Origin of the sequence: Streptomyces sp. NPDC001868, from assembly GCF_040297125.1 — a bacterium.
Lineage (GTDB): Bacteria > Actinomycetota > Actinomycetes > Streptomycetales > Streptomycetaceae > Streptomyces.
This window is the reverse complement of sequence record NZ_JBEOYO010000002.1, coordinates 153,853-174,793: the sequence shown is the minus strand read 5'-3', so window position 1 is coordinate 174,793 and position 20,941 is coordinate 153,853. Positions and strand designations below refer to the sequence as shown.

The 20,941-nt window shown below is 71.4% G+C and carries 21 protein-coding genes; 6 read left to right on the top strand and 15 right to left on the bottom strand.

The genetic code is table 11. The annotated features are described in order from the left end of the window. Positions 1-105 precede the first annotated feature (105 nt). The 7 genes from ABT147_RS03245 to ABT147_RS03215 form a co-directional block, all read right to left on the bottom strand. A complete protein-coding gene (locus ABT147_RS03245; RefSeq protein ID WP_351402215.1) occupies positions 106-864 on the bottom strand; it encodes a DUF3159 domain-containing protein in 759 nt (252 codons plus the stop codon). A gap of 3 nt (positions 865-867) precedes the next feature. Then, positions 868-1,266 carry an OB-fold nucleic acid binding domain-containing protein gene (locus ABT147_RS03240; RefSeq protein WP_005481623.1) on the bottom strand — a complete coding sequence of 133 codons (399 nt, stop codon included), beginning with the start codon at positions 1,264-1,266 and terminating at the stop codon, positions 868-870. Between the two features lie 44 nt (positions 1,267-1,310). Then, on the bottom strand, positions 1,311-1,994 hold the full coding sequence (locus tag ABT147_RS03235; protein WP_351402213.1) for a response regulator: 684 nt from the start codon (positions 1,992-1,994) through the stop codon (positions 1,311-1,313). Further along, positions 1,991-4,702, bottom strand: coding sequence for a sensor histidine kinase (locus ABT147_RS03230; protein ID WP_351402210.1), 2,712 nt, complete (start codon positions 4,700-4,702; stop codon positions 1,991-1,993). The genes ABT147_RS03235 and ABT147_RS03230 overlap by 4 nt, the downstream gene beginning before the upstream one ends. Before the next feature lie 196 nt (positions 4,703-4,898). Next, positions 4,899-5,678, bottom strand: a complete 780-nt coding sequence (locus tag ABT147_RS03225; RefSeq protein WP_351402208.1) for a DUF3710 domain-containing protein — start codon at positions 5,676-5,678, stop codon at positions 4,899-4,901. Position 5,679: 1 nt separating this feature from the next. Then, positions 5,680-6,213, bottom strand: coding sequence for a dUTP diphosphatase (dut, locus tag ABT147_RS03220; RefSeq protein WP_351402206.1), 534 nt, complete (start codon positions 6,211-6,213; stop codon positions 5,680-5,682). After that, positions 6,210-6,794, bottom strand: a complete 585-nt coding sequence (locus ABT147_RS03215; protein WP_351402204.1) for a PaaI family thioesterase — start codon at positions 6,792-6,794, stop codon at positions 6,210-6,212. The genes dut and ABT147_RS03215 overlap by 4 nt, the downstream gene beginning before the upstream one ends. A gap of 112 nt (positions 6,795-6,906) precedes the next feature. On the opposite strand from ABT147_RS03215, the gene ABT147_RS03210 reads away from it, so the two are divergent. After that, positions 6,907-7,368: a DUF3093 domain-containing protein gene (locus ABT147_RS03210; RefSeq protein WP_351402201.1), complete on the top strand. Its 462-nt coding sequence runs from the start codon at positions 6,907-6,909 to the stop codon at positions 7,366-7,368. Positions 7,369-7,533: 165 nt separating this feature from the next. Here the strand turns inward: ABT147_RS03210 and ABT147_RS03205 are convergent, their stop codons facing one another. From ABT147_RS03205 to ABT147_RS03190, 4 genes are all read right to left on the bottom strand, one after another. Then, positions 7,534-8,484 carry a hypothetical protein gene (locus ABT147_RS03205; RefSeq protein ID WP_351402199.1) on the bottom strand — a complete coding sequence of 317 codons (951 nt, stop codon included), beginning with the start codon at positions 8,482-8,484 and terminating at the stop codon, positions 7,534-7,536. Positions 8,485-8,497: 13 nt separating this feature from the next. Beyond that, positions 8,498-8,794, bottom strand: a complete 297-nt coding sequence (locus ABT147_RS03200; protein WP_351402197.1) for a DUF4193 domain-containing protein — start codon at positions 8,792-8,794, stop codon at positions 8,498-8,500. A 405-nt stretch (positions 8,795-9,199) separates the two neighbouring features. Continuing rightward, complete coding sequence (locus ABT147_RS03195) at positions 9,200-10,462, bottom strand: sensor histidine kinase (protein ID WP_351402196.1); 1,263 nt, start codon at positions 10,460-10,462, stop codon at positions 9,200-9,202. 6 nt (positions 10,463-10,468) lie between these two features. Continuing rightward, a complete protein-coding gene (locus ABT147_RS03190; RefSeq protein WP_009340866.1) occupies positions 10,469-11,122 on the bottom strand; it encodes a response regulator transcription factor in 654 nt (217 codons plus the stop codon). Between the two features lie 416 nt (positions 11,123-11,538). On the opposite strand from ABT147_RS03190, the gene ABT147_RS03185 reads away from it, so the two are divergent. Further along, the gene (locus ABT147_RS03185) at positions 11,539-11,712 is read left to right on the top strand and encodes a hypothetical protein (protein WP_192829560.1); all 174 of its coding nucleotides are present in this window, start codon (positions 11,539-11,541) and stop codon (positions 11,710-11,712) included. A gap of 260 nt (positions 11,713-11,972) precedes the next feature. Here the strand turns inward: ABT147_RS03185 and ABT147_RS03180 are convergent, their stop codons facing one another. Both ABT147_RS03180 and ABT147_RS03175 read right to left on the bottom strand, forming a co-directional pair. Further along, positions 11,973-12,791 carry an inositol monophosphatase family protein gene (locus ABT147_RS03180; RefSeq protein WP_351402193.1) on the bottom strand — a complete coding sequence of 273 codons (819 nt, stop codon included), beginning with the start codon at positions 12,789-12,791 and terminating at the stop codon, positions 11,973-11,975. Between the two features lie 8 nt (positions 12,792-12,799). Continuing rightward, positions 12,800-13,927 carry a ferrochelatase gene (locus tag ABT147_RS03175; protein WP_351402190.1) on the bottom strand — a complete coding sequence of 376 codons (1,128 nt, stop codon included), beginning with the start codon at positions 13,925-13,927 and terminating at the stop codon, positions 12,800-12,802. Between the two features lie 150 nt (positions 13,928-14,077). Here ABT147_RS03175 and ABT147_RS03170 point away from each other — a divergent pair, with 150 nt between their 5' ends. The 3 genes from ABT147_RS03170 (at position 14,078) to sepH (ending at position 18,029) form a co-directional block, all read left to right on the top strand. After that, positions 14,078-15,319, top strand: coding sequence for an MFS transporter (locus ABT147_RS03170; protein ID WP_351402188.1), 1,242 nt, complete (start codon positions 14,078-14,080; stop codon positions 15,317-15,319). Further along, positions 15,279-16,598 carry a D-arabinono-1,4-lactone oxidase gene (locus ABT147_RS03165; RefSeq protein WP_351402186.1) on the top strand — a complete coding sequence of 440 codons (1,320 nt, stop codon included), beginning with the start codon at positions 15,279-15,281 and terminating at the stop codon, positions 16,596-16,598. The genes ABT147_RS03170 and ABT147_RS03165 overlap by 41 nt, the downstream gene beginning before the upstream one ends. A gap of 402 nt (positions 16,599-17,000) precedes the next feature. Next, positions 17,001-18,029 carry a septation protein SepH gene (sepH, locus tag ABT147_RS03160; protein WP_351402184.1) on the top strand — a complete coding sequence of 343 codons (1,029 nt, stop codon included), beginning with the start codon at positions 17,001-17,003 and terminating at the stop codon, positions 18,027-18,029. A gap of 160 nt (positions 18,030-18,189) precedes the next feature. Here the strand turns inward: sepH and ABT147_RS03155 are convergent, their stop codons facing one another. Next, positions 18,190-19,017 carry a sulfurtransferase gene (locus ABT147_RS03155; protein ID WP_351402182.1) on the bottom strand — a complete coding sequence of 276 codons (828 nt, stop codon included), beginning with the start codon at positions 19,015-19,017 and terminating at the stop codon, positions 18,190-18,192. A gap of 322 nt (positions 19,018-19,339) precedes the next feature. Here ABT147_RS03155 and ABT147_RS03150 point away from each other — a divergent pair, with 322 nt between their 5' ends. Beyond that, positions 19,340-20,134, top strand: coding sequence for a VOC family protein (locus tag ABT147_RS03150; protein ID WP_351402181.1), 795 nt, complete (start codon positions 19,340-19,342; stop codon positions 20,132-20,134). A gap of 78 nt (positions 20,135-20,212) precedes the next feature. Here the strand turns inward: ABT147_RS03150 and ABT147_RS03145 are convergent, their stop codons facing one another. After that, complete coding sequence (locus ABT147_RS03145; RefSeq protein ID WP_351402179.1) at positions 20,213-20,860, bottom strand: thymidine kinase; 648 nt, start codon at positions 20,858-20,860, stop codon at positions 20,213-20,215. Positions 20,861-20,941: the final 81 nt, after the last annotated feature.

Below are 20,941 nucleotides of genomic sequence, written 5' to 3'. Positions count from 1 at the left end.
AGGCACCCTCAGCCCGTCCGGCGTGTGAGGACGAGGCCGTTCAGGCCGAAAGCGGGGGTCTGGGGGCGCAGCCCCCAGCGCGGCCCGCACCCACACACCGGGTGCCTAGTCACCCGCCCGCGCCGCGGCCTTCCGCTCCTCCGCCGCGCGCTCTTCCGCCTCCATCTCGGCGAACACATCGATCGGCGCCGGCGCCTTCGCGAGGAAGATCCAGGTCAGCCACACGGCGAGCAGGAAGGGCGGGATCTTCAGGGCGATGAGCACCCAGCCCAGCTGGGTGGTGTCGGCCCACCAGTAGAGCGGGAAGAGGATCGCGCACTTGGCGAGCAGGATCGCGCCCCAGGCGTAACTGGCCTTCGCGTAGGCCTTCTTGCGGCCGGGGTTCCGGGTCCGCCAGGACAGGTTCTCCTTGAAGACCGGGCCGAGCATCAGGCCGATGAGCGGCACCCCGGCCAGCGTCGTGATGATGTACGCGAGTCCGAGGCCCAGCGTGTAGAGCATGCCCGGCAGATAGAAGTCCTTGGCGTTGCCGGTCATCATCGCGAAGACCACACCGAAGGCGACCCCGAAGACACCGCTGAAGGCGTGCTTGACGGTGTCCTTCATGACGAGACGCACCACGACCAGCAGGACGGAGACACCGAGGGCCGCGAGGGCCGCCTTGTGCAGGTCCTTGTTGATCGTGAAGATGGAGACGAAGAGCAGGCCCGGCAGCACGGTCTCGACCATGCCGCGCACGCCACCGAAGGCCTCGAACAGCGCGGCCTCCGTCACCGCCCTGGAGTCCTGCGCGCCGTCCTGCCCGCCCTCGGCGTCCTGGACGCCGCGCTGGGCGTCTTCCGTCGGCTTGTCGAGCGACGTCACCGGCTACTCCCGTCCGAGCGGTCTGAGTTCGTACTTCGGATTGAACAGCACCCTACGGCCCCGGCTCATCGAGACCCGGCCGGATGCGATCAGCTTGCGCCCCGGCTCTATCCCGACGATGGAGCGCCTGCCCAGCCACACCACGTCCAGCGCGGCCGAGCCGTCGAACAGTTCGGCTTCCAGGGCCGGGACACCGGCCCGGGGGCGCAGCGTGACCGTGCGCAAGGTACCAGTAACCGTCACTATCTGTCGGTCGTGGCAGTCACATATGCGCGTACAGCCCGCGGTGTCCGCGTCCTCGCGCAGCTCCTCCGACTCCAGGTCCGTCTGGGACGAGGAGAGCCGGTCGAGCATGCGCCGGAAACGGCCCGCCGGCTTCTCTGAACGAGGAACAGCACTCATGACAAAAAGCGTACCGGGGCCCGCCGACAGAGCGGCACCCACGGTTACTTCTCGAAGCGGTACCCCATCCCCGCCTCGGTGATGAAGTGCCGGGGCCGCGAGGGGTCGCCCTCCAGCTTGCGCCGCAGCTGGGCCATGTAGACCCGCAGGTAGTTGGTCTCCGTCCCGTAGGACGGCCCCCAGACCTCCTGGAGCAGCTGTTTCTGGCTGACCAGGCGCCCGGTGTTGCGGACCAGCACCTCCAGGAGGTGCCACTCGGTGGGGGTGAGCCGGACGTCCCTGCCGTCCCGGTTCACCTTCTTCGCGGCCAGGTCCACGGTGAAGTCGTCGGTCTCCACGATCACGTCGCCCTCCTCGCCCGCGACGGGTTCGGCCCGGCGGACGGCGGCGCGCAGCCGGGCGAGCAGCTCGTCCATGCCGAAGGGCTTGGTGACGTAGTCGTCGGCGCCCGCGTCGAGGGCCTCGACCTTCTCGTCGGAGGAGTGCCGGGCCGACAGGACGAGGATGGGGACCCGGGTCCAGCCGCGCAGTCCCCTGATCACCTCGACGCCGTCCATGTCGGGCAGCCCCAGGTCGAGGACGACGACGTCGGGGTGACGGGCGGCGGCGAGTTCGAGGGCACTCGCGCCGTCGTGGGCCGCGTCGACCTCGTATTTGCGGGCCTTCAGGTTGATCACGAGCGCGCGGACGATCTGCGGCTCGTCGTCGACCACGAGCACCCGGGTCATGTGGTTCGCCTCTCTGCCGATGGGGCCGTGCCGGCCGGTGCCGCCCCGCTCCCCGACGCGGGCCTGTCCGCCGCCGGAACCGTGTCCCCCGACGGGACCGTGTCGTCCGTCGAGGGGACCGTGTCCGTCGACGGGGCCGCGTCCACCGACGTAGACGTGTCCGCCGCCCGACCGGTGCCCGAATACGGGCCCCCACCCGTCCCGGATCCGTTCTGCGCGGCCCGCACCGTGAGCACCATGGTGAGTCCGCCGCCGGGGGTGTCCTCGGCGTCGAGCGTGCCGCCCATGGCCTCGGCGAAGCCCCGGGCGACCGCGAGCCCCAGGCCGACGCCGGTCCCGCGCGGGGCGTCGCCGTGGCGCTGGAAGGGGGCGAAGATGCGGTCCTTGGCCTCGTCGGGGACGCCGGGGCCCCGGTCGGTGACCCGGACCTCGACCCGGCCGCCGAGAGCGCTGGCGGAGACCTGGACGGGTGCGCCGGGCGGGCTGTACTTGACGGCGTTCTCGACGACGTTGGCGACCGCTCGCTCCAGCAGCCCGGGGTCGACCGCGACCATGGGCAGGCTCTCGGGGATCTCCAGTCCGACGCTGCCCTCGGGGACGCCGCCGAGCGCCATCGGCACCACCTCGTCGAGGTCGATCTCGCGGATCAGCGTGGTGACCGTGCCGGTCTGCAGCCGGGACATGTCGAGGAGGTTGCCCACGAGGTGGTCGAGCCGGTCGGCGCCCTCCTCGATCCCTTCGAGCAGTTCGGCCTCGTCCTCCTCCGACCAGGCCACGTCGTCGGAGCGCAGCGACGACACGGCGGCCTTGATCCCGGCCAGCGGGGTGCGCAGATCGTGGCTGACGGCGGCGAGCAGCGCGGTGCGGATGCGGTTGCCCTCGGCCAGTTCCTTGGCCTGGTCGGCCTCCTGCTGAAGGCGCCGGCGGTCCAGTACGACGGCGGCCTGGGCGGCGAACGCGGCGAGCACCCGGCGGTCCTCGGCGGGCAGGACGCGCCCCGAGAGGGCGAGCGCCATGTGGTCGCCGACCGGCATGTCCACGTCCGCGTCCTCCGGACGGTCCACCTGCCGGGAGCCGACGCTGCCCGCACAGGTCCACGGGTCCACCTCGCTGCCGCGCTCCAGCAGGGCCACCGACTCCATCCCGAAGGTCTCGCGCACCCGTTCGAGCAGCGCCTCCAGGCTGGTCTCCCCGCGCAGCACACTGCCCGCGAGGAAGGACAGGATCTCCGACTCGGCGCGCAGCCGGGCCGCCTGGTGGGTGCGCCGGGCGGCGAGGTCCACCACGGACGCCACCGCCACCGCGACCCCTATGAAGACGGCGATGGCGACGATGTTCGTCGGGTCGTCGACCGTCAGGGTGTGCACCGGCGGTGTGAAGAACCAGTTGAGCAGCAGTGAGCCCAGCACGGCGGCGGCCAGGGCGGGCAGCAGACCGCCCAGCAGGGCCGCGGCGACCGTCAGCGACAGGAACAGCAGCATGTCGTTGGCGAGACCCAGGTCGGTCTCGAAGTTGGCGAGCAGCAGCGCGAGCAGCAGCGGTCCCGCCGTGCCGACCAGCCAGCCCCAGATCATCCGGGCCCGGCCGAGCCGCGCGCCCCGGGCGACGGGCAGTCCGCGTCCCTTGCCGGCCTGGTCGTGGGTGATGAGGTGGACGTCCAGGTCGGGTCCGGAGCCCCGGGCGACGGTCGCGCCGACGCCCGGCCCGAACACGTACTGCCAGCTCTTGCGCCGTGAGACGCCCAGCACGATCTGGGTGGCGTTGACCCCGCGCGCGAAGGCCAGCAGCGCGGCCGGGATGTCGTCGCCGACGACATGGTGGAAGGTGCCGCCGAGGTCCTCGACGAGGGTGCGCTGGACGGCGAGTTCCTTGGGCGAGGCGGAGGTCAGCCCGTCGCTGCGGGCGATGTAGACGGCCATGACCTCGCCGCCGGCGCCCTTCTCCGCGAGCCGGGCGGCCCGCCGGATCAGGGTCCGCCCCTCGGGGCCGCCGGTCAGCCCGACCACGATCCGCTCGCGCGAACCCCAGATCCTCGAAACCTGGTGCTCGCTGCGATACGCGTTCAGGTACTCGTCGACCCGGTCGGCCACCCACAGCAGCGCCAGTTCCCGCAGGGCGGTCAGGTTGCCGGGCCGGAAGTAGTTCGACAGGGCCGCGTCGACCTTGTCGGGCTGGTAGATGTTGCCGTGCGCCATCCGCCGCCGCAGCGCCTGGGGCGACATGTCGACCAGCTCTATCTGGTCCGCCCGCCGCACCACCTCGTCGGGCACGGTCTCGCGCTGCCGTACACCGGTTATCGACTCGACGACATCGCCGAGCGACTCCAGGTGCTGGATGTTGACGGTCGATATGACGTCGACACCGGCCGCGAGCAGTTCCTGGACGTCCTGCCAGCGCTTGTCGTTGCGGGAGCCGGGCACATTGGTGTGGGCCAGCTCGTCCACGAGGGCGACCCGGGGCCGCCGGGCGAGGACGGCGTCCACGTCCATCTCGGTGAAGACCGCGTCCCGGTACTCCAGCTCCCGGCGCGGGATCTGTTCCAGCCCGTGCAGCATGACCTCGGTGCGCGGGCGGCCGTGGTGCTCCACGAGGGCCACCACGCAGTCGGTGCCGCGTTCGACCCGGCGGTGCGCTTCGGACAGCATCGCGTACGTCTTGCCGACGCCCGGTGCCGCACCGAGGTAGATCCGAAGCTTCCCGCGTCCCATGGCCCCATTGTCTTCCCGTGACCGCCGCCTACGCAGCGTCGACCTTACGGCCCATCATCACGACAAAAGGGACAGAGGCGACCTGGGGCCGCCTCTTTGACACAACCCTGACGCCGACGCCCCATAAGGGTGCGGGGAACTGCGCGACCGGCCACGACGGACCCGCAGTTCCCGGACGGCCTCGGCCGGATCGCGGCTAGCGGACCTCGGTGATCTCCGGCCCGCGCTGCAGCTGCCCCATGCCGCCGGAGAAGCGGGACCCGGCCTGCTCCTCCTGCTGGACACCCTCGGGGACCATCTGCGCGTCGTTCGGCAGCTTCAGGACGATCGGGTCGCGCGGAGCCATGGGGCCCTCGCCGCGGACGACGACCGTGTCCCGGAAGATCTGCTCCAGCAGCCCGGCGGTCCCCGGCTCCACCGCGCCCCGCCCGGAGATCACTCCGCGCAGGAACCAGCGGGGCCCGTCCACACCGACGAACCGGACCACCTGGAAGCCGCCCGTGCCGTCCGGCAGCTGCACCGGCACCTGTGCGCGCAGCTCCCAGCCCAGCGGGCCCTCGACCTCGTCGATCACACCGCCCTGCTGGGTGATGCCGCTGGCGATCTCCTCGCGGACCTCGCCCCAGATGCCCTCACGCTTGGGGGCGGCGAAGGCCTGCAGCTGGACCGCGCTGTCGCGGAGCACGACGGTCGCCGCGACGATCGCGTCGCCCGCGACCTCGACCCGCAGCTCCATGCCGTCGACTCCGGGCACGAAGATGCCGCCGAGGTCCACCCGGCCCTCGCCGGGATCGCGCACCTCGGAGCTGTCCCACGGCCCGTCGGGCCGGGGCTCGGGCTCCAGCCGTACGCGCTCCCGCTGGACCTCGTCCGCCTCAGCGTCGGCTTCCCCGGCAACGCCGTCGACCTGCTCGGCCTCGCTCGCCGCGTCCGCCGCGTCCTCGGCGGAACCCTTCTTCTTGCGACGTCCGAACACGTCACTGTCCTTCCCGGTCGGATACGACCGATGCGTATCGATTCCCACCCGTTGTGCCGCTTGTTGTGCCGCCCACGGCGGCATGACCGCCGGTGGACCCGAAGCCCCCCTCGGCCCGCGCCGAGTCGGGAAGCTCCGCCACCTCCTGGAAGCGCACCTTCTCGACCTGCTGGACGACCAGTTGGGCAATCCGGTCGAAGCGCTCGAACCGCACGGCTTCATGCGGGTCGAGATTCACCACGATCACCTTGATCTCCCCACGGTACCCGGCATCAACCGTCCCCGGGGCATTCACCAGGGCGACGCCGCAGCGGGCGGCGAGGCCGGATCGTGGGTGCACGAAGGCCGCGTACCCCTCCGGGAGCGCGATGGACACTCCCGTGGGTAGCACGGCCCGTTCGCCCGGCTTCAGCTCGTGACTCTCCGTGGTGCGCAGATCGGCGCCCGCGTCGCCGGGCCGCGCGTACTCCGGCAGCGGAACGTCCGGGTCGACGCGCCGGATCAGGACATCGACAGGGGTACGGTCGCCGCTCATGGGTTCACCTCGAAGGCACGGGCCCGCCGGACCTGGTCCGGGTCGTTCATGGCCGCCTGGATCTCCTGGTCGCGGCCGTGGTCGATGAAGTGGTCGACCTTGACCTCGACGAAGAGCGCGTCCGCGCGGACGGCGAGCGGGCCGTCGGGGCCGCCGATGCGTCCTTCGGCGGTCGCGAAGATCTTCCGCCCGGCCACCGCCGTCACCTCGGCCCTCAGATGCAGCACGGTGTCGACGGGGACGGGCCGCAGGAAGTCCGTCTCCAGCCGCCCGGTCACCGCGATGGTGCGCAGCAGCCAGGTGAGGGAGCCGAGGGTCTCGTCGAGGGCGCTGGCCAGGACTCCGCCGTGCGCGAGGCCCGGGGCCCCCTGGTGCGCGGGCCGTACGGTGAACTCGGCGGTGAGAGTGACGCCCTCACCGGCCGTCGCCTCCAGATGCAGCCCGTGGGGCTGTTCGCCGCCACAGCCGAAACACTGCCCGTAGTGCGCGCCCAGCGACTCACCGGGGGCGGGTGCCTCGGGATGCCGTACGGGCGCCGTGGCGTCCGCCGGCGGTCGCAGGGCCGCGGAAGTACCTCTCACAGGCGCAGACCTTACCCGTCCGTCAGCGTCCGGCCATCGCCCCTACGGGCAGGGTTTCCCCTCGGGCGCCCCTATTCCGGGGCCGGAGGGCCCGCGTGCCAAGCTTGACGCCATGCAGCTCTCCGCCTCGCCGTACGAAGAACGCCTCACCGCGCCCCGCACCTGGTGGCTCGTCTGCTTCCTGGTCGGCGTCTCGATGGCCCTCATCCTGCTGCCGTTCGGCACGCTTCCGCTGCTGGGCGGGCTCGCGGGCGGCACCGCGGTCGCGGCGGTCGTCGCCAGTTCCTACGGCTCGGTCCGCATCCGCGTCGTCGGTGACTCGCTGATCGCGGGCGAGGCGAAGATCCCGGTGAGCGCCCTGGGAGAGCCGGAGATCCTCGACCGCGAGGAAGCCCAGGCCTGGCGCACCTACAAGGCCAATCCCCACGCCTTCATGCTCCTGCGCGCCTACATCCCCACCGCCCTGCGCGTCCCGGTGACCGACCCGGCCGATCCGACCCCGTACGTGTACCTGTCGACGAGGGAACCGGAGCGTCTGGTGGCGGCCCTGGAGGCGGCGAGGACGGCGGCGTAGATTTCTCGCCCAACTCTTACCGGCGACCTCGTACCGGCGGCGGTTTTCGGCAATTTCTTTTCGCGGCGGCGGAGACCGGCCACGGCGGCGTGATTCCGGTGGTGCGGAACTCGGGCGCGCCCGCTCGACGAACCGGGCGAACCGGGGGCGCCCGACGACTTCCGCTCAGCCTCCGCCGAGTTCCTTCGGCAGCTCCCCCACCGCAAGGGGATCGACGGGTTTCTCCAGCGGCGGCAGTTCCGGCAATGCCTCCCACGGCACCTGTGTCCGCCGGAGGTCCTTACGGATCCGCTCCGCGAGATGTCTGGTCTCCCGGCGGTTCATGACCGCCCCGACCGCGGCCCCGACCAGAAACGGCATCAGGTTCGGCAGATTCCGCACCATCCGCTTCATGATCTGTTGCCGCAGCTGCCGCTTCATCTGCCCGCCGAGCGCCAGGTTGATCGTCGACGGCCTGGTCACATCGATGCCCCGCTCACCGGACCAGGAGTCCAGATAGGCGGTGCTGCGCTGCAGCAGATTCCCGGGCGGCCGCACCCCGTAGACCTCGTGCAGCTCGGCGATGAGCTTCAGTTCGATCGCGGCGACCCCGGTGATCTCGGCGGCCAGTTCCGCGGGCATGGCGGGCGGCGCCGGCAGCATCGCGGCGGCCCCGACGCCCGCGCCCACCGTGGAGGTCGCGTTGGCGGCCCCCGCGACGAGCTTGTCGGCGATCTGCTCGGGCCCCAGCCCCGGGAAATGGGCGCGCAGGGTCGCGAGGTCGCGTACGGGGATCCGCGGGGCGATCTCGATGACGCGGTCGGTGATGTACGCGAGGCCCGCTCTGGCCCCGTCACCGCTCTTGCGGGCCCCCACCTTGAGGCCCTGTTTCAGTCCGTCCCGGACGACGGCCGCGCGTCGTCTGGCGACCGGCGCCGGAGTGTCCACCGGTACGGGCAGGCGTCCCTGCTCATCCGTGGCGCCCCCCGACGCCGTGCCGGACGCACGTTCGAGCGAGGCCGCTCCCTGACCGGAGGAGCCCCGCTCGTCGTCACGCACGCCGTCGGAGCCGTCCTGCGGCCCCGGGTCCGCCCCCTTGCGGGAGCGGCGCTTCCAAGGAGGGGTCGAGCCAGTCACGGCCGACCCTGCCTCAGTCGCAGTCGCGGCAGATCGGCTGACCGTTCTTCTCCTTGGCCAGCTGGCTGCGGTGGTGCACCAGGAAGCAGCTCATGCAGGTGAACTCGTCCTGCTGCTTGGGCAGCACCCGGACGGCCAGCTCCTCGTTCGAGAGGTCGGCCCCGGGCAGTTCCAGGCCTTCGGCGGCCTCGAACTCATCTACATCCACGGCGGAAGTCGACTTGTCGTTCCGGCGAGCCTTGAGCTCTTCCAGGCTGTCCGAGTCGACGTCGTCGTCGGTCTTGCGTGGGGTGTCGTAATCCGTTGCCATGTCGCGCTCTCCCCCTCTGGGTGTCTGCGGTGTCTCCAGCGCACGTAACGCGTGAGAGGCCGGACTTGTGCCCGACCTGAGGCGGAGATTTTGCCTCACATCAAGGTCTGTTACTCAATCGACACCCAACCGGACTCCTCAAGAGTGATCGGCTTGGATGGCGAACGGGACCGTACACGGTCCTGAGGCTGCATATCAAAGGCGCCTCAGCATGTACTTCCCGTGATCTCAACCCCCGAAAACCCGGATTTTCCCGGCTTTACGACGGCCACATGATCACGCTCGGTAGATGGCTGGAAATTCGCCCATGTGATCGATCACACATCGGTCGTGCACGACCGTTTCGATCGAGTGCCCCGGAAATTCCGCGTAAAGCGAACATGTCCCGGAACCGGGGTCATTTTCTCAGACGGGAAGGGTCACGCGCATCACGAGTCCGCCCCCCTCACGTGGCCGGGCGGCGATGTGGCCGCCGTGCGCACGGGCCACGGACCGGACGATCGACAGGCCGAGGCCCACGCCCTTGTCGCTGCCCGTGCGCTCCGTACGCAGCCGCCGGAACGGCTCGAAAAGGTTGTCGATCTCGTACGCCGGGACCACGGGCCCGGTGTTCGTGACCACCAGGACCGCCTGCCCGTGCTGCAACTCCGTGGTGACCTCCACCCAGCCGCCCGGCCCCGGCACGTTGTACCGGACGGCGTTCTGGACGAGGTTCAGGGCGATGCGCTCCAGCAGGACGCCGTTGCCCTGGACGACCGCGGGGGCCCACTCGCCGCGGATCTCCACCTTCTTGGCGTCCGCCTCCGAGCGCACCTGGTCGATGGCCTGGGAGGCGACCTCGGCGAGGTCCACGGGCTTGCGCTCGACGATCTGGTTGTCGCTGCGGGCGAGCAGCAGCAGACCCTCGACGAGCTGCTCGCTGCGCTCGTTGGTGGCCAGCAGCGTCTTGCCCAGCTGCTGCAGCTCGGCCGGCGCGGCCGGATCGGAGAGGTGCACTTCGAGAAGCGTGCGGTTGATCGCGAGCGGTGTGCGCAGCTCGTGCGAGGCGTTCCCGACGAACCGCTGCTGCGCCGTGAAGGCCCGCTGGAGCCGCTCCAGCATCTCGTCGAAGGTGTCGGCCAGCTCCTTCAGCTCGTCGTCCGGACCGTCCAGCTCGATACGGCGGGACAGGTCCGAGCCGGCCACCGCGCGCGCGGTCCGCGTGATCCGGCCCAGCGGCGCCAGCACCCGGCCCGCCATCGCGTACCCGAAGGCGAACGCGATCACGGCGAGCCCGAGCAGGGCCAGCAGGGAGCGGCTGAGCAGGGTGTCCAGGGCGCGCTGGCGCTGGTCGTCGATGCACGAGGCGATCGCCGCGTTGAAGTCGTCGAGCTGGAGGTTGGTCGGGGCGGTGTCCGCGTCCACCGCGGGACATATGTTGCTGGACACGCTGATGTTCGTGCCGCCCTCGATCTTGAACACCGGGGTGTTGCCGGTGCTCACGGCCTGGGCGGCCAGCAGATAGATGATCGACAGCAGCAGGATCCCGGCGATCAGGAACATGCCGCCGTACAGGAGCGTGAGCCTTATCCGGATGGTCGGGCGCAGCCAGGGGAGCGGGTTCTGCCCCCGCCGGGGGTCCCAGGTGGGCTTCGGGGGCGCTTGGGGCGGCGCGGGGGTGGCGGCCACGGCGGATCAGATCCGGTAGCCGGAGCCGGGCACGGTGACGATGACCGGTGGTTCGCCGAGCTTGCGGCGCAGCGTCATGACCGTCACGCGCACGACGTTGGTGAACGGGTCGGTGTTCTCGTCCCAGGCCTTCTCCAGGAGCTGCTCCGCCGAGACGACGGCGCCCTCGCTGCGCATCAGCACCTCCAGGACCGCGAACTCCTTGGGCGCGAGCTGGACCTCCTTGCCGTCGCGAAAGACCTCGCGGCGGTTGGGGTCGAGCTTGATGCCGGCGCGCTCCAGGACGGGCGGCAGCGGCACGCTCGTACGCCGGCCGAGGGCCCGCACGCGCGCGATGAGCTCGCTGAAGGCGAACGGCTTGGGCAGATAGTCGTCGGCGCCGATCTCCAGGCCCTCGACGCGGTCGCTGACGTCGCCGGACGCGGTGAGCATCAGCACGCGCGTGGGCAGGCCGAGCTCGACGAGCTTGCGGCAGACGTCGTCGCCGTGGACGAGGGGGAGGTCGCGGTCGAGGACGACCACGTCGTAGTCGTTGACGCCGATGCGTTCCAGAGCGGCCGCACCGTCGTACACGACGTCGACGGCCATGGCCTCCCGGCGCAGTCCGGTGGCCACCGCATCGGCGAGCAGCTGCTCGTCCTCGACGACGAGTACGCGCACGTCGCTTGTCCTTCCTGTGTCCACCCGCGCGGCGCGTCACAGGCGCGCACGGGCAGGGTGTTCGTGGGTGTGTGACCTCCATCCTGCCTTTTTCGGCCGTAAGTCGGCTGTAAGACGACCCCGTGACAGGAAGGCCGAAGGCGCCCGGCCGGGAATGCGGGACTTTTTCGTCCGGTTGAGGTTTCCGTCCGAGAGACCGGGGGGAGGACGGCTTTACACCCCGCGATCACGCTCTGCTTGTGCCGCACCACCATGCGGTACGCGGCGGTCCGCTTCTCCGCAGAGTGGGCGTGGGTGTCCGGCACCGTCGCCGCCCGGCCAGGGCAGCGCTGGGCATCCACAAGAGACGTGATCGCCCCTTCCGAACGGCACACCCCCGTGCCAACGACCCACGACCCAGGACGAGGGGGCGCAGCATGGACGCATTCACCGCAGGACTTCTGCAGCGCATAAGGGCGACCGAGTCCGACCTGACCAGGGCTCGCGACGAGGGCGACGACTTCCTCGTCGAGGTGGAGCAGGGAGAACTCGACGACCTGCGCCGCCTCGCCGCCGATCACGGTGTGGAGGTCGGCGCGTACAGCGTCTGATTCCCGGCCCACACGCACGACGTCTGATCCCGGCCCACAGGCACCAGAGCAGGACCCCCGGCAGATCCAGTCCGGGGGTCCTGTTTTTTGGGGCTCGGTTCGCCTCCGGGGCGCCTGTGCCTGTGTCGAGAGCCCGACCGTGCTCGACCCTTCGGGCCTCCGCGCGCTCGGGCTCTCGACACAGGCGCGCCCCTTCGGCTCACTCGCCGTAGGGCACCCTCTTCGGCTGTTGCTCTCAGAGGCACCTTCGGCGGTGGCCGTCAGTCGTGCCAGGCGCCCAGGTCGTCCAGGCGGCGCTGGAGGGCCTCGAAGAGGACGGGTGGGGCCGCGATGGTCAGGTCGGGTGAGAGGGGCTCTGAGGGGCGGCCACCGGTCAGGGCGCCCGCCTCCCGGGCGATGAGGTCGCCCGCCGCGTAGTCCCAGGCGTTCAGACCGCGCTCGTAGTACGCGTCCAGGCGGCCCACGGCCACGTCGCACAGGTCGATCGCGGCCGAGCCGCCGCGCCGGATGTCCCGCACCTCGGGGATCAGCTCACGCAGCACGTCGGCCTGCCTGGCTCGGCGCTCGGCGCGGTAGCCGAAGCCGGTGCCGACGAGGGCCAGGCCCAGCTCCGGGGCGGGCCGCACGCGCGCGGGACGGTCGTTCACGTACGCGCCCTCACCGAGCACCGCCCGGTAGACCTCACCGCGCACCGGGGCGTCGACCACGCCGACGACCGTCTCACCGTCCACCCGGACCGCGATGGACACGGCCCAACTGGGCAGTCCGTACAGGTAGTTGACGGTGCCGTCGAGGGGGTCGATCACCCATTGGACGCCGCTGGTGCCCTCGACGCTCGCGCCCTCCTCGCCGAGCACGCCGTCGTGCGGCCTGCGCTCGGCCAGCAGGCCGGTGATCAGCTTCTCGGAGGCGATGTCCATCTCGGTGACGACGTCGACCGCGCTGGACTTGGTGGCGGCCACGCCGAGATCGGCGGGCCGGCCGTCGCGCAGGAAGGCTCCCGCGCGGCGGGCCGCGTCCAGTGCGATCTCCAGCAGTTCGGCCCTCAGGCCGTCCGGGCGCTCTGACTGGTCGGTCACGGTGCTCCTCACGCGTACGGGCTGTCGGCGCCCGCGGCGGCGGGCCGGGGGGCGCGGGCCGGGCAGCAGCCGACCGGGCACAGGTTGTGGCTCGCGCCGAGCGCGCCGAGGGCGCAGGGGGTCACGTCCTGGCCCCGCTCGGTGGCGGCGCGCTCCAGGACGAGGTCGCGGATCGCGGCGGCGAACCGGGGATCGGCGCCCACGGTGGCCGAGCGGCGGACCGGCAGACCCAGCTCCTCCCCCTTGGCCATGGCCTCGGTGTCGAGGTCGTACAGGACCTCCATGTGGTCCGAGACGAACCCGATGGGCGCCATCACGACGGCCGGGGCCCCGGACTCGTGCCGCTCCTCCAGGTGGTCGCAGATGTCGGGCTCCAGCCACGGGATGTGCGGGGCGCCGGAGCGCGACTGGTAGACGAGCTGCCAGGGGTGCTCCACGCCGGTCCGCTCGCGCACGGCGTCGACGATGAGCTTCGAGACGTCCAGGTGCTCCGCGACGTACGCGCCGCCGTCCCCGTGGTCCTCGACCGGGCCCGAGGTGTCCGCCGAGGCGTTCGGGATGGAGTGGGTGCAGAAGGCGAGGTGCGCGCCGTCGCGGACGTCCTCGGGGAGGTCGGCGAGCGATTCCAGGACGCCGTCGATCATGGGCTCCAGGAAGCCCGGGTGGTTGAAGTAGTGCCGGATCCTGTCGACCCTCGGCGGCTCCAGGCCCTCGGCCTCCAGGGCGGCGAGCGAGTCGGCGAGGTTCTCGCGGTACTGGCGGCAGCCCGAGTACGAGGCGTACGCGCTGGTGGTGAGGACCAGGATGCGGCGGCGGCCGTCGGCGACCATCTCACGCAGGGTGTCGGTCAGGTAGGGCGCCCAGTTGCGGTTGCCCCAGTAGACCGGCAGGTCCAGGCCGTGCTCGGCGAAGTCCTTGCGCAGGGCGTCGAGCAGGGCGCGGTTCTGGTCGTTGATGGGGCTGACCCCGCCGAACAGGAAGTAGTGCTGCCCGACTTCCTTGAGGCGTTCCTTGGGGATGCCGCGCCCCCGCGTCACGTTCTCCAGGAACGGGACCACGTCGTCCGGGCCCTCCGGGCCGCCGAACGAGAGCAGGAGCAGGGCGTCGTAGGGGGTGGCGTCGTGCGCGTGTGGCATGTCATCGATCCTGCCACCCGACACCGACGGCCGGGATCCCGGCCCATGTCCGAGGATGACTTAGGGTCACCTGACCCGTAAGCTGTATCAGCCGCCTTCACACCTTACGAGGAATCAGTTCCTCCCCTTCCCGGACCGACCGGAGCCCCCGTGCCCAGCCCCTACACCGCCCTGTTCGCCGCCCCCGGCACCAAGGGCTTCACCGCCGCGGGTCTCCTCGGCCGGATGCCCCTGTCCATGATGGGCATCGGCGTGGTCACGATGATCTCCCAGCTCACCGGGCGGTACGGCCTGGCCGGCGCGCTCTCGGCGACCATCGCGCTGTCCGCCGCCGTGCTCGGCCCGCAGATCTCGCGCCTGGTGGACCAGTACGGACAGCGGCGGGTGCTGCGCCCGGCGACCCTCGTCGCGCTGACCGCGTCGGCGGGACTGCTGTTCGCCGCGCACTACGGCTGGCCGGACTGGGTGCTGTACGTCTGCTCGGCCGGCATCGGCTGCGTGCCGAGCCTCGGGGCGATGACACGCGCGCGGTGGGCGGCCCTGTACCGGGACACCCCGCAGCTGCACACCGCGTACTCCTTCGAGTCCGTCGTCGACGAGGTCTGCTTCATCTTCGGGCCGATCATCTCCATCGGGCTGTCCACGGCGTGGTTCCCGGAGGCCGGGCCGCTGCTCGCCGCGTGCTTCCTCGCGGCCGGTGTCTTCTGGCTGACCGCCCAGCGCGCCACCGAACCGGCGCCGCACCCGCGCGCGCGGCACGACAAGGGCCGCTCCGCGCTGCGTTCGCCCGGACTGCAGGTCCTGGTGGCCACCTTCGTGGCGACCGGGGCGATCTTCGGGGCCGTCGACGTGGTCACCGTCGCCTTCGCCGAGGAGCAGGGCCACAAGGCCGCCGCGAGCGTCGTCCTGGCCCTCTACGCGGCCGGTTCGTGTGCCGCCGGCATCGTCTTCGGGCTTCTGCGCTTCGGCGGGGCGGCGGAACGCCGGTGGCTGCTGGGCGTGTGCGGCATGGCCGTGAGTATGATCCCCCTCCTACTGGTCGGAAACTTGCCGTTTCTGGCCGTGGCGCTCTTCGTGGCGGGACTGTCCATCGCACCCACGATGATCACGACCATGTCCCTGATCGAAGAGCACGTACCACGCACGCAACTGACCGAGGGCATGACCTGGGTGGGCACCGGGCTCGCGGTCGGCGTCGCGCTCGGCTCCTCGGTCTCCGGCTGGGTGATCGACGCGGCCGGGGCGGAGGCGGGGTACGTGGTTCCGGCGGCGTCCGGGGCCGTCGCGGTCGCGGTCGGTTTCCTCGGGTACCGCCGGCTGCGCAGGCCGGCTCCAAGGCGGGGAGGGCCCCATGAGCACCACAGTGATCGGGAAGAGCGGCACGTGGCGTAACTGGGCGGGGAACGTCACCGCCCGGCCCGTACGGGAGGTCACTCCTGCCACCGTCGAGGAACTCGCCGCCGCCGTACGGCGCGCGGCCGAGGACGACCTCCGGGTGAAGGCCGTCGGCACGGGCCACTCCTTCACGGCCGCCGCCGCGACCGACGGCGTACTGATCCGCCCTCAACTGCTGACGGGCATAGGCAGGATCGACCGCGAGGCCATGACCGTCACGGTGGCCGCCGGCACCCCGCTCAAGCGGCTCAACCTGGCTCTCGCGCGCGAGGGGCTGTCGCTCACGAACATGGGCGACATCATGGAGCAGACGGTCTCCGGCGCGACCAGCACCGGTACGCACGGCACCGGCCGGGACTCGGCCTCGATCGCCGCACAGATCCGGGGACTCGAACTGGTCACCGCCGACGGCTCGATCCTCAGCTGCTCCGCCACGGAGAACCCCGATGTCTTCGCCGCCGCCCGCGTCGGCATCGGCGCCCTCGGCATCGTCACCGCGATCACGTTCGCCGTGGAGCCGCTCTTCCTGCTCACGGCACGCGAGGAACCGATGCCGTTCGAGAGGGTGCTGGCCGAGTTCGACGAACTGCACGCCGAGAACGAGCACTTCGAGTTCTACTGGTTCCCGCACACCGGCAACACCAACACCAAGCGCAACAACCGCAGCGCGGGCCCCGAGAAGCCGGTACCGCAGCTGAACAGCTGGTTCGAGGACGAGTTCCTCTCCAACGGCGTCTTCCAGGTGGCCAACTGGGTCGGGCAGGCGGTCCCCGCCACCATCCCGACGATCGCGCAGATCTCTAGCCGCGCCCTGTCCGCGCGGACGTACACCGACATCCCCTACAAGGTCTTCACGTCCCCGCGCCGGGTGCGCTTCGTGGAGATGGAGTTCGCCGTTCCGCGCGAGGCCCTGGTGGACACGCTGCGTGAACTCAAGGCGATGGTCGACCGGTCGAACCTGCGCGTCAGCTTCCCCGTCGAGGTCCGCACCGCCCCCGCCGACGACATCACGCTCTCCACCGCCTCCGGCCGCGAGAGCGCCTACATCGCCGTGCACATGTTCAAAGGGACGCCCTATCAGGCGTACTTCACCGCCGCCGAGCGGATCTTCGCCGCGCACGAGGGGCGGCCGCACTGGGGCAAGGTGCACACCCGGGACACGGACTACTTCGCCAAGGTCTACCCCCGCTTCGGCGAGTTCACCGCGCTGCGTGACCGGCTCGATCCCGAACGGCGGTTCCAGAACGACTACTTGCGCCGGGTGCTCGGGGCCTAGCCCGACGGACGTCCGTCGAAGATCACGTGAAGCACGTCCCTCCCGAGGTCACGAAAAGGTCTGTTCCGGCGACGCGTTGACGTCTTCCATGAGAAGTTGAGCGGCGTGCCGATCCACGCAAGTGGCCCGAATGGAGTACTGTTGCGAGCCCTGGGTCCGGACTCCCGCCAGCGTGTCCGGGGCCTTAGAGGACCGCCGGGAGGGGGATCGTTGCACAGGGTGATGAGGTTCGTCACTTAGCGTTGCGAATAGGTAACCGTGCCATAACGGCGGCCTCGGGCTCACGCCCGACACGCCGGGCAACTCGGCAAGGTTGTGGCAGGCTGCACCCGGGCAGGCCACACTCGACTAGCGGAAGCAGCGACGCACGTGACGTCGGCAGGCACCACCCGGGAGGTCCCCATGCCCGAACTGCGTGTCGTGGCCGTCTCCAATGACGGCACACGGCTGGTGCTGAAGGCTGCCGATTCCACGGAGTACACGCTTCCGATCGACGAACGGCTGCGTGCCGCCGTGCGCGGCGACCGTCCCCGCCTCGGTCAGATCGAGATCGAGGTGGAGAGCCATCTCCGCCCCCGTGACATCCAGGCGCGGATACGCGCGGGTGCCACGGCCGAGGAGGTCGCGCAGCTCGCCGGCATCCCCGTCGACCGGGTCCGCCGGTTCGAGGGCCCCGTCCTGGCCGAGCGCGCCTTCATGGCCGAGCGGGCGCGCAAGACCCCGGTCCGCCGCCCCGGCGAGAACGCCGCCGGACCCCAGCTCGGTGAGGCCGTCCAGGAGCGACTGCTGCTGCGCGGCGCCGAGAAGGACACCGTCCAGTGGGACTCGTGGCGCCGCGACGACGGCACCTGGGAAGTCCTGTTGGTCTACTGCGTCGCGGGCGAACCGCACTCGGCGAGCTGGACGTACGACCCGCCCCGGCGGCTCGTCCAGGCCGTCGACGACGAGGCGCGTTCGCTGATCGGCGAGTCCGACGACCTCGGGGCGCCCGAACCGAGCTTCCCGTTCGTGCCGAGGATCGCGCGGCTGCCCCGTGACCGCCCCCTGGACCGCCAGGCGGAACGTCCCGCCCTGCCCGCGCCGCCCGAGCCCGACGAGGATCTCGTGAGCGAGCGCGACTCGCTCACCAGCATCCTGGAGGCCGTCCCCAGCTACCGGGGCGACCTGGTGGTGCCCGACCTGCCCTCCACCGAACCGCAGGAGGAGCCCGTCGAGGAAGTGGCGGAGGAGGAGTCCGCTCCCCCCGCGGCCTCGGCCGGTTCCGCCTACGCGGACATCCTCATGCCGCGTTCGGTCAACGGCCACCGCGACCGGCTCACCGGCGCCACCGACCGTCAGGCCGAGGCCGACGGTGTCCGGCCGGGTCGTCGCGCGGCGGTGCCCAGCTGGGACGAGATCGTGTTCGGTACGAGACGCAAGAAGCAGGAGTAGCGGGCCCCCGGCGATGGGAGGTCGGAGGGGTCGTCTCTCAAGCAGATCCGTTTCTCTTCGGCTCTTCCGTGGCTCTCTTCGGTGCAGGATCGGTCATTCATACGTGTGCGGGGCCCGCGTCGTTCAGACGCGGGCCCCGGGCATGCCGTCGGCGAGTGGGTCACTGAGGGTCGGGGCCGGTGGCGACCGGTCGGCCGCCGTCCCGGGACCACTCCGACCACGAACCCACGTACAGGGCCGCCGGAACGCCCGCGACGGCCAGCGCCAGTACCTCGTGGGCGCCGGAGACACCGGAGCCGCAGTAGACGCCGACCTCGGAGTCGGCGGTCGCGCCGAGTCCCTTGAAGCGGTCGGCGAGTTCGGAGGCGGACCGGAAGCGGCCGGATTCGGTCACGTTCTCCGTGGTCGGGGCCGACACCGCGCCCGGAATGTGCCCGCCGACCGGGTCGATGGGCTCCACATCGCCTCGGTAGCGCTCGGCGGCCCGCGCGTCCAGCAGGAGCCCGGTGCGGGCCAGCGCGGCGGCGCCGTCCGCGTCCAGCAGCGGCAGCGCGCCGGGGGCGGGCTCGAAGGTGCCGGGCGCGGGCTCCGGGATGTCGGCCGTCAACGGGCCCTCCCAGGCCGCCAGACCCCCGTCCAGGACCCGCACCGAGGGGTGGCCCGCCCAGCGGAGCAGCCACCACGCGCGCGCGGCGGCCCAGTTGAGCCCGCCGTCGTACACGACGACGGCACGGTCGGCGCGGACCCCGGCCGCCCTCATCGCCGTACCGAAGGCGGCCGGGTCGGGCAGCGGGTGACGGCCGCCGGAGCCCGCCGGCCCGGCGAGTTCGGCGTCCAGGTCGACGAAGACGGCTCCCGGGATGTGTGCCTTCTCGTACTCGGGGCGCAGGTTCGGGCCGCCCAACTGCCAGCGGACGTCCAGGAGGAGGGGAGGGTGGGCTCCCGCCAGCTCGTCGGCGAGGGCGGGGGCCGAGATGATGGGGTTCATGGCCCCATCCTCGCGTACGGGGTGGCCGCGTCGTCCAGGTCCGGCTACTCTGCCCGCCGGGCGGTGCCGATCACCAGGCGTACGGAGTCGGACACATGCCGTACAACCGATGGCCACCGCACGGCGGCGACGCGGCAAGCGGCCGGTACCGGCGAGCCGGGCATCCTCGCGTACGTACGCCTCGCGCGGCGGTGCGGCGCGGGCCCGTGGCGCCACGGGTGGTGCGAGCATCGGCACGGGGCGTGATCGCGCGTGGACGCGGTACACGCGTACGGAGGGCGGACGGACACGGCCACCACGAGGGGCCGAGGAGAGAGTGACGATGACCGAGGCACGGGGGTCGACCGGCCTGAACGGTACGGCGTATCCACCGGGGACCCCCTGCTGGGTGAGCCTGATGGTGCACGGGATGGCCACGACCCAGGACTTCTACGGGGCGCTGTTCGGCTGGGAGTTCCAGCCCGGCCCCCAGCAGCTCGGCCCGTACGCGCGGGCACTGCTCGACGGGCGCCAGGTGGCGGGCATCGGCCAACTGCCGCCCGACCGCCATCTCCCCATCGCCTGGACGCCGTACTTCGCCTCGGACGACGCGGACCGGACGGCGGAGACCGTACGGCACTGCGGCGGCACCGTCGGGGTGGGGCCGCTGGACGCCGGTGAGGCGGGCCGGCTGGCGATCGCCTCCGACCCCGCGGGCGCCGTCTTCGGCATCTGGCAGGCGGCGGAGCACCTCGGCGCGGACATCACCGGCGTCCCCGGCACCCCGGCCTGGGACGAACTCCTCACCGTCGACAGCTCGCTGGTCGCCAAGTTCTACGAGACGGCCTTCGGCTACGAGGAGGAGCCGGTCGTCTCGGACGACCTCGACTACGTCACCCTCCGCATCCAGGGCCGACCCGTCGCCGGTATCCACGGTGTCGGCAACGCCCTGCCCCGCGACCGGGGCCCCCACTGGCTGACCTACTTCGAGGTGACCGACCCCGACGAGGCGGCCAACCGCGTCATCGAACTCGGCGGGCACGTCCTCCACCCCACCCACGACACCCCGCACGGCCCCGTGGCCTCGCTCGCCGACCCGGAGGGGGCGAAGTTCGCGGTGGTGCGCACGGAACGCTGAACGGTGTGCGCGGGCGTTCGCACGGTCGGGTGATCCGCGAAGCGGCCCCGGACGGCCCGGAGATACCCGCGTGCTCCGTCAGACCGTCTCGACCGGCAGGACGTCCGGGGAGAGGGCGCCGGCGTGGGCCGTGGCGGCCGTCATACGGCGGCGGTGGTGGCGGCGGCAGAGGACCTCGTAGCCGATGTCGTCGGGCTGGTTGACGTCGCCGACGACGACCTGGGCGCCCTCGACGACCATCTGACCGCCTATGGTGCGGGCGTTGTGGGTGGCGCGGGCGCCGCACCAGCACAGGGCCTCCACCTGGAGGACCTCGACGCGGTCGGCCAGTTCGACCAGGCGCTGGGAGCCGGGGAAGAGCTTGGAGCGGAAGTCGGTCGTGATGCCGAAGGCGTAGACGTCGAGCGCCAGGTCGTCCACGACGCGGGCGAGTTGGTCGATCTGCTCGGGGGCGAGGAACTGGGCCTCGTCGGCGATCACATAGTCCGCGCGGCGGCCCTTGGAGAGGTGGTCGACGAGGTACGCGTAGAGGTCCTGGCCGTCCTCGACCTCCACGGCGTCGGTGACCAGGCCGAGCCGTGACGACAGTTTGCCCTCGCCCGCGCGGTCGTCACGCGTGAAGATCATGCCCTGGAGGCCGCGCGCCGAACGGTTGTGCTCTATCTGGAGGGCCAGCGTCGACTTCCCGCAGTCCATGGTTCCGGAGAAGAACACCAGCTCGGGCATGGTGAGTTGAGCACCTTTCGGCATGGAGGGCGTGGGGGCGACGGGCAAGGGAGCGGCAGGACGGCGAGGGCGGGCGGGACG